We start from the raw sequence: 8174 nt of genomic DNA, 5'->3' as shown, positions 1-8174 counted from the left end.
AGTTGGGTGTATTTCTTCATTGTGTGCTTTCCAATTGCGAGTTGAAAAAGTCCAATGATTCTACGAATACACCTAACTTTTTCAACTAACTACAAATGTGTCGCACTTGAGATTTGAATCTGCGAATGATATTAATTTTAAATATATGATTTAATGTAAAATATTTTACTGACTGGTATAATTTGATGATGAGAGAGGGGCCTGGGTCTACGGTTTCTGTTTTGCCTTTTGGCGTAAGACGTACAAATATAAGCTTTCTACTTTTTCACGTGCCCATGGTGTGGTACGCAAGAATCGTAATGATGATTTAACACTTGGGTCTATGCAAAAACATCTAATTTCAATTTTACGACTTAAACCTTCAAAGCCACCGTAGTAATCCAATAATTCATCCAAAATGTCAGCAAGTTTTTTGCCGTGTAAAGGGTCATTGGAGGTGTTCATAATAGATCAATCGTATTTTGGGTGGCCATTATTATAACCTGGGCTAGTTGGAAAACTAGAGAGTTGGAATGTAAGTAATGATGGACTGAATAGCCACCAAAATTCTGGAGCACACACCCAGCCATCGGGTGATGCATCATATATATGACTTGGTAATCCCATTTGCTGTGTAGGAAAGTTTTTTCTTAATGGGTCACCTTTTAATGGAAGTAGGTAAGAGGAAAGCTCTAAACCTTTACGGATCGCTTCAGCACTGTATTCAAAGGCAATTAATGGTCGACCTGTGATTGCTGTTGAGGAGACCAGTGTACCCTAAAGCCAATATTCACCCCATCCATTGTAGTAAACATTAAGTTTTTCGAGCATGGATTTATTTCCTTTTGATACGTTGGCGAGCCGTATTGCTTTCATAGCGAAGAATATCATCTACACTGTTTAAATGAGGTTTGAAGAGTTCCTCTAATTCTTGTAATCGGCCTAGGACCATGGCAACGCGTACTAAATTTTCAAATGAAACATTTCGACCTGCTTCCAGATTGGATACTGTATTCACACCAATACCAGCACGTGCAGCAACATCTGCCTGAGTCATTTCCAGATAAAGTCGTTCTTTACGAAGCCTCTCACATAATAATCTAACAACTTCTTCAGGTTTTCTGAATCTTAAATCCATAATATTGGGTCTTATGTCCATGTATGTCTATTAAACCACAAAATAATGGAGTTATAAAATAAACCAGTTGATCGGTAAGAAGGTGCTTTATTGGCCTGATTAGATCCTATTAGATTAAAGAAATCTAATTAGACATTTGCAATCTAATGGAATCTAATACAATCTATGGTAATAAATAAATCATTGCCGAGTAATTAAAATGATGACCATCTCCAATGACCCTTGGCACTTTCCACGTACCGAACTGGCGAAACAAATTTTAGGCATGTTTGAGACTGGACTAGCTAGTTCTCTGACTTTTTTTGCCCCACGCCGGATGGGAAAAACTGAATTTTTACGAAAAGATATTACGCCCCTAGCAGAACAGCTTGGATGGCGCGTTTTTTATTTCAGTTTTTTAGATGCAGGCCTGCATAGTGAAGGGCAGTTTGTAAAAGCTCTTGATGAGTTTTCAAAACAAAATGGCTTAATGGGGAAAGCCACACATTGGATTAAAAATATTGGTTCTTTAAGTACAGAGAAGGCAGGGGTAAAAGCTGAAGTGACACTTCTACAAGGACAAGTGAATTCCAGTATTTTGTCTAGCATTACTAAACTGGCTCAGCAGGGGAAACCTATTTTACTGTTACTTGATGAGATTCAGGCTTTAGCTAGTTCAAAATATAAAACCACGATTGCCAGTTTACGTACCGCTTTAGATATGCATAAAGAAACAATAAAGGTGATTTTTACTGGTTCAAGTCGAGAAGGCCTGAGACAAATGTTTTCTGTGAGTAGTGCTCCATTTTTTCATTATGGACAGAATTTACCTTTTCCAAATCTAACAAAAGCATTTACAGATCATCTGGCAGATGTATTTAATCAGACAACAGGACGTAGTTTGAATAAAGAAATTTTATGGCACGCTTTTTTAGATATGAAGCAAAGTCCTCAACTGGTGAGGTCATTGGTTGAGCGTTTAGCCTTAAACCCAATGCTGGCTATAGATTTTGCCAAGGAACAGCTTATAGCCGATACAATGGGGCATCGTGACTTTTCGGGATTATGGGGAGAGTTTAAGTTATTAGAACAGCTAATTTTAAAAGCCATAGCGGAATCACAAGTTGAACTTTATAGTAGTCAATTTAGACAACATCTGGCTGATTCCATTGGTGTAGATAACATTGCGGTATCAAGTATTCAATCGGCCCTACGTTCTTTATCAAAAAAACAAATTATTTTTAAACCAGAAAATGGTACTTATGAAATCGAGGATGCTCTTTTTAAAGAATGGATTATGGATGAAGCATAATTTTGAAAACTCATTTGGATAAAAATTAACCGTACCGAGTTTGTCGGAGAATTTTTATTTAAGTATTTGATTAATAGACATTATTTAAATATAATGGGTGTCTATGAACAGAGAAATTCAACAAAGACTCGTATGAGTTAAATTATTTGAAGAGACTAATGATGCTGGCCTAGTTTGTCGGAGATGTGGCATTTCTAGACCAACGTTACGCAAGTGGTGGAAACGATATTCTGAGCAAGGTATTGATGGATTAAGTAGCCAGAGTAGACGTCCCTTAAAATCGCCAAATACTAAAATCAATGCTGAGCTAGAAGCCTTAATATTAGAAATGCGCTCAGCTAGAAATTTTGGTGCTCGACGTTTGCAAACAGAATTGATGAGGCTGCACGGAGTCTCGTTGTCCTTAGCGACTATCCATAAAGTACTATCCACCCATCAAGTCAAACCGATTAAAAAATTCCGTCGTAAAGCAGATTTCATTCGTTATGAACGCCCATTACCAGGCGATAGAATTCAAATGGATACCTGTAAACTGGGTCCAGGACTATATCAGTACACATCTATCGATGACTGCACACGATATCGCGTTTTAAGGATATATAAACGCCGAACAGCAGCGAATACTCTCGACTTTTTAGACTGCGTAATTGAAGAAATGCCTTTTCCCATACAGCGAATACAGACCGATCGTGGGCGGGAATTCTTTGCTGAAAAAGTACAGAAAAAAATGATGCAGCATGGAATCAAATTTAGGCCAAATAAACCAGGTTCACCTCATCTGAATGGCAAGGTAGAGCGTTCACAAAAAACTGATAAATCTGAGTTCTACGCTACTGTAGATATCGATTCTGAGGATATCCAAGACAAGCTAGCCGAATGGCAGCATTACTATAACTGGATGAGACCACATTCAGCGTTGAAAGGTAAAACACCGATGGAGAGGTACTTTGAATTATGTGAAGAAACTCCTTTCTCAGATGAAGTCCAGAAGCAATACAACCCCTCAAATGAACGGATTCAACATGCCAATTACAAGATGGATCTAGAGATCGCTAAATTGAAATGATCTCTATGAATCACACATAGAAACAATGCTAAAACTTTTGACCCCATTTGGTTTAAAATTAACTGTTGTGAAGAAATGATCACTTTCTATCAGGATATTTTCGATCTCAATGAACTGTTTAACTTCTCGAATTTGATTGTCTTTATTCACAATATTCCTATTGAGTGAGTCGAATCTGTGCTCAGGTTGAGCAGTTCGGCTACTGTTCTGAAATGACAGCTTTGTCCGTTATAATTGTATAAACATTTTGGTGTCTGGTAATTATGTCCTTATTGATCAATTTTCTATCTCGCTTTAGTACTGCAACTCTTCAGCGCAGTCTGAGCTATGCTAAACACATTGATAGGGAAACAATTGAGTTCTTTGAGGAAAATGATGATGTCACGATGTATGCTCAAATTGAAGGGACAGATTATTACGATACTGCGATTACCTATAATCCCCAAAAAGACCGTTTAATCGATGATGACTGCACTTGTCCAGTTGGATATAACTGTAAACATGCTGCTGCTTTAGCGCGGTTATTCTTTCAAGAATATCGTCAGGAATTTCAACAGCGTTATGCTGAATCTCAATCTCCGCAGGGAATCGCAAAACGCCGATGGGGGGATGATCAGGCGCAACGCTGGTTGAATGATTTTAAACGGTATTTACAACAGACTGAACCTGAGCAGCCTGCCAAAACAAACAATTATTTAATTTACCTGCTAGATCAGTCGGTCAGCTTAAAGAAATTGACAGTTGATGTTCAGAAAGCCAGACGCAATAAGAACGGCTCAATTGCAGGGGAAAGTTATTATACCCAATATGAAAATATCACCAGAAAGCATCTGACTTTACCTGAACAAAAACGACAATTATTTAACCAGATTTATTATTACGCCAAAATAAACAGCGACGAGCGTTTTTATCAAAGCAATCTTGATATCTCCGGAATTTCATTGGAGCACTTTAAATCTTTTATTCAAAGTGGCGATGTGTACTGGCAAAAAAAGAGCTATGCTGCACTTCAATGGTCAGAACAAGGCTATCACATCGAATTGATCTGGGAACAAGGTGTCAACAAACAGACGGAGCATTTAAACATTGAATTGGTCAATGGCGATATTCGACTCGATTTAAAATCAAATCCACATATCCAGATTCTCGCGAGCCAGCCACCATGTTATGTGGATATTCAACAGAACACGGTGGGCCAGTTATATGGTGAATATACGGCAAATCTGCTCTACCATTTTTTACAGATGCCTGATCTTCCAGCTAAGCTCTTGCCAGAGTTTGAGAAACTGACTCATCAATATTCAGATGTGAAAAATCTGCCTCAACCCGAGTTTATTCAGCATATTGATGTCTTTGAGGGTAGTCCCCAGCCAATTTTACGCTTCGGTGTTTTAGATAAATTTGATTGGAAATGGGAAGAGTCTGTTTGTGCTGAAATTGAATTCTCCTATGCAGGTGGGCGAATTAAAGCAGGTACATCAGGTGACAGTTTTATTGGTGAACAGCATGGCAAAATGGTGCGACAGCTTCGGGACTTAGTTCAGGAACAACAGTCAATCCAGCGTTTACAGCTATTGGTCGAATCACTGAAGTGGGTGAAAGATCTTAGTTATGACCAGCAATTAAAACTGGATAAACAACGTCTTGATTCTATGGTTTTTGCTTTCTATGGAGACTGGATCAAACAGCTCATGCCCATCAATCAAATTGAGTTGATGGGCTGGCAGATAGAGCATTTGGAAAACAGCCCCTTTAACCTGCAATATGTCGAAAATTTAAATATTTCTATCACTGAATCTGAAGGTCAGCAGGACTGGTTCAATATCGGGGCGACGGTTCAAGACAGTGCAGGTAATTCTTATAATTTGCTTGATGCGCTCGTAGCTTTGGTGCGAGTAAATCCTGATTTACTTGATCCGCGGACGTTTATTCATCTGCATGACAGTCAAATTTTCACCGTGAAAACTGCAGTTGATCAACCTGATTTGGCTCTATCCGCTAGGGATATTAAGCCGGTATTGTTACATCTGCAGAGCATTTTACAGCAAGAAGAGCGCAGTATTGATCGCTATGATGCGAGTCAATTATTAGAATTGCAGCATAATCTTGGGATGACATGGCAGGTCAGTGATCGCCTGCAGCAATTTGTACAGAAATTCAAACAAGGCTATCAGCAACAACTGCCGACACCACAAGGTTTTCAGGGGGAGTTGCGTCCATACCAGCAGCAGGGCTTAGGCTGGTTACAGTTTTTAAGGGAAACCCAGCATGGCGGGATTCTGGCAGATGATATGGGCTTGGGGAAAACAGCACAAACTTTAGCCCATTTACTCATGGAAAAGCAGGCTGGATATTTGCAGGACAGTCCCGCCTTAATTGTTGCACCCACATCGCTGATGCATAACTGGTTCAAAGAAGCGGAGAAATTTACCCCTGAGCTCAAGGTATTGCTGCTACAGGGGCCCGACCGCCATCAGAATTTTGAGCAGATTCCGCACTATGATATTGTGTTAACCACCTATCCGCTTCTAGCGAGAGATGAAGAACAACTAAAGCAATATGAATATCATCAACTCATTTTGGATGAGGCGCAGAATATCAAAAATCCGCGTGCCAAAGCTGCACAGGTAGTACGCCAATTAAAAGCACGACATCGTTTGTGTCTAACAGGTACCCCGATGGAAAATCATTTGGGTGAACTGTGGGCACTATTTTATTTCCTGATGCCAGGATTTTTATATTCACAAGAAATTTTTAATAAAAAGTACCGTCATCCGATTGAAAAACGCGGTGATCAGCAGTTAAGGCAAAAGCTGGTCAACCGGATTAAGCCCTTCATTTTACGTCGCTTGAAAACTGACGTAGCCAAAGAATTGCCAGAAAAAACTACGATTGAAGTCAATATTGATATGAATGACCAGCAATCCAAGTTATATGAGGCTGTTCGTGCCACGATGCAGGAAAATATTCAGAAAATTGTGGCAGAAAAAGGCTTTAAACGTAGTCAAATTCAAATTTTAGATGCCTTACTGAAGCTACGTCAGGTGTGCTGCCATCCTAGCTTACTAAAGCTGGATTCAGTGAAAACCGGGCAGGCACACTCTGCCAAACTTGAACAGTTGATGGATATGGTCGTTCCAATGGTGGAGGAGGGGCGAAAAATTCTGATCTTCTCTCAGTTTACCTCAATGTTGGAACTGATTGAGCAACAGCTCCATCACGCAGAAATTGGCTATGTGAAGCTGACTGGAAAGACCAAAAAGCGAGATGAAGTCATTACAGCATTTCAGTCTGGACAAGTGCCAGTATTTTTAATCAGTCTGAAAGCAGGAGGGGTCGGTCTGAATCTAACTGCCGCAGATACGGTCATTCACTATGATCCATGGTGGAACCCTGCTGCTGAAGATCAAGCTTCAGATCGTGCATGGCGGATTGGACAGGACAAGCCAGTATTTGTGTATAAGCTGATTACCAATAAAAGCATAGAAGAAAAAATTCTTGCCTTACAGCAAAATAAAGCAGAACTGGCACAGTCTATTCTAAGTACCGATCATGAGGGCGAAGCGAAACTGACGGAAAATGACGTGATGAACTTGTTTGAGAAATTTTAGTTTGGTTTCAGATTACCCTAATCATCTGTAAGTATCTGAAAGTCTGGATGCAATTTTTTCCAATGTTCTCTTAATTTTTCTTTATGAACAGAAATCATAGGTAAGTCTAGTAATAGCACTGGCCATACTGACCGTGCTTTGTCCATGATCGCGTGAAGTTGTTTTTCAATAACACGCCATGGAACACCGACTTTTTCAGCCCATTGTTCAAAGTGTTTCATCTCAGCTAAATACCAATCTTTATTTTTGGTAAGATTCAATGCGAAATGACGTTCATTTTCAACATATACACTAGTCATCAATATATCGTATGCGGGAGATAATCTTGGTGTTCTTTTGTCCTGATAAATCATACTCCAGTTTTTTAAGTGTGCATCTCCATTGGCGAGCAAAATGTTGACAAGTAAGCGGCTGGCAAATTGCTGAATATCAAAAATTTTGTTATCTGAAAATTGATAAATGATCTTTCCTATCTGCTCATAATTTGTGGTGCTGTATTTCTGATGTGGATATGCGCCGAAGATCTGAGCAAAATCTTCGATGTGAATAAGCTCTGTAGTATTAGCAGTACTCTGTCTATCAAATCTTTTGATTGCGAAAGCATATTGCTCTTGGGGTAAATTTAATGGTGGAAGGTCTTGTAAAAGGGCCATATCCACCAAGCGAATCTCAGGGACATCTATTCCGACCGTTTTGGCAAGGGTCATCATAGAATATTCATTTAGCGGAACAAAAGCATGTCTGGAAGAAGGAGTTTTGATAATCCAGTCCCCGAGTAGAGTCGTTTCCGTTGCCTGTGCTAGTGTAAAACGCCCATCTTTGGCTTTCATGGAAAACTTCATTTGGACGCCGGCCAAGGAAAACTTATTATCTGTTCGAATCTCTTGCTTTAAAATTTGATCTGGATTCGAGATCTGCAGTTTGAATTTTATTTCATCTGGAATTTCTTCTGGATCTAATGGTGAACCGTACCGGGTTTGTCGGAGACCAAGCTTTCTGAGAGAATGTCCCGATGAAAAAAGTAAAATATACCCCTGAAATCAGAGAAAGAGCGGTTCAATTATTGATTGAATCCGAGAAAGATTATCC

At 39.5% G+C, this 8174-nt stretch carries 4 protein-coding genes and 3 pseudogenes; 3 read left to right on the top strand and 4 right to left on the bottom strand.

The genetic code is table 11. From position 1 onward, the window contains the following. Window positions 1-207 precede the first annotated feature (207 nt). The 3 genes and pseudogenes from FTU45_RS14685 to FTU45_RS14675 all read right to left on the bottom strand — a co-directional run bounded on the left by FTU45_RS14685 (window position 208) and on the right by FTU45_RS14675 (window position 1117). Complete coding sequence (locus tag FTU45_RS14685; protein WP_002058193.1) at window positions 208-444, bottom strand: VF530 family DNA-binding protein; 237 nt, start codon at window positions 442-444, stop codon at window positions 208-210. Window positions 445-561: 117 nt separating this feature from the next. Then, window positions 562-750: pseudogene (locus tag FTU45_RS14680) on the bottom strand (type II toxin-antitoxin system HipA family toxin); the annotation flags it as partial. A 64-nt stretch (window positions 751-814) separates the two neighbouring features. Continuing rightward, window positions 815-1117 (bottom strand): helix-turn-helix transcriptional regulator, encoded by a 303-nt coding sequence (locus FTU45_RS14675; RefSeq protein ID WP_104989280.1) that lies wholly within the window; start codon window positions 1115-1117, stop codon window positions 815-817. A gap of 199 nt (window positions 1118-1316) precedes the next feature. Between FTU45_RS14675 and FTU45_RS14670 the strand changes: the two genes are divergently transcribed. From FTU45_RS14670 to FTU45_RS14660, 3 genes and pseudogenes are all read left to right on the top strand, one after another. Next, a complete protein-coding gene (locus FTU45_RS14670; RefSeq protein WP_180076659.1) occupies window positions 1317-2408 on the top strand; it encodes an ATP-binding protein in 1092 nt (363 codons plus the stop codon). Window positions 2409-2511: 103 nt separating this feature from the next. Next, a pseudogene (locus FTU45_RS14665) lies at window positions 2512-3474 on the top strand (IS481 family transposase). Window positions 3475-3737: 263 nt separating this feature from the next. Continuing rightward, on the top strand, window positions 3738-7085 hold the full coding sequence (locus FTU45_RS14660; protein ID WP_180076658.1) for a DEAD/DEAH box helicase: 3348 nt from the start codon (window positions 3738-3740) through the stop codon (window positions 7083-7085). Between the two features lie 17 nt (window positions 7086-7102). Here FTU45_RS14660 and FTU45_RS14655 read toward each other — a convergent pair. Continuing rightward, a pseudogene (locus tag FTU45_RS14655) lies at window positions 7103-8050 on the bottom strand (type II toxin-antitoxin system HipA family toxin); the annotation flags it as partial. Between the last annotated feature and the right edge of the window lie 124 nt (window positions 8051-8174).

The sequence above is a fragment of the Acinetobacter sp. YH12106 genome (genome assembly GCF_013418995.1).
Lineage (GTDB): Bacteria > Pseudomonadota > Gammaproteobacteria > Pseudomonadales > Moraxellaceae > Acinetobacter > Acinetobacter pseudolwoffii.
Note: the sequence above shows the minus strand (reverse complement) of the source record. Positions and strands in the feature narration are given on the sequence as shown.

Coding starts and splice junctions, on each gene's coding strand:
- FTU45_RS14685 (WP_002058193.1), bottom strand. CDS start 444: ATGAACACCTCCAATGACCCTTTACACGGCAAAAAACTTGCTGACATT.
- FTU45_RS14675 (WP_104989280.1), bottom strand. CDS start 1,117: ATGGATTTAAGATTCAGAAAACCTGAAGAAGTTGTTAGATTATTATGT.
- FTU45_RS14670 (WP_180076659.1), top strand. CDS start 1,317: ATGATGACCATCTCCAATGACCCTTGGCACTTTCCACGTACCGAACTG.
- FTU45_RS14660 (WP_180076658.1), top strand. CDS start 3,738: ATGTCCTTATTGATCAATTTTCTATCTCGCTTTAGTACTGCAACTCTT.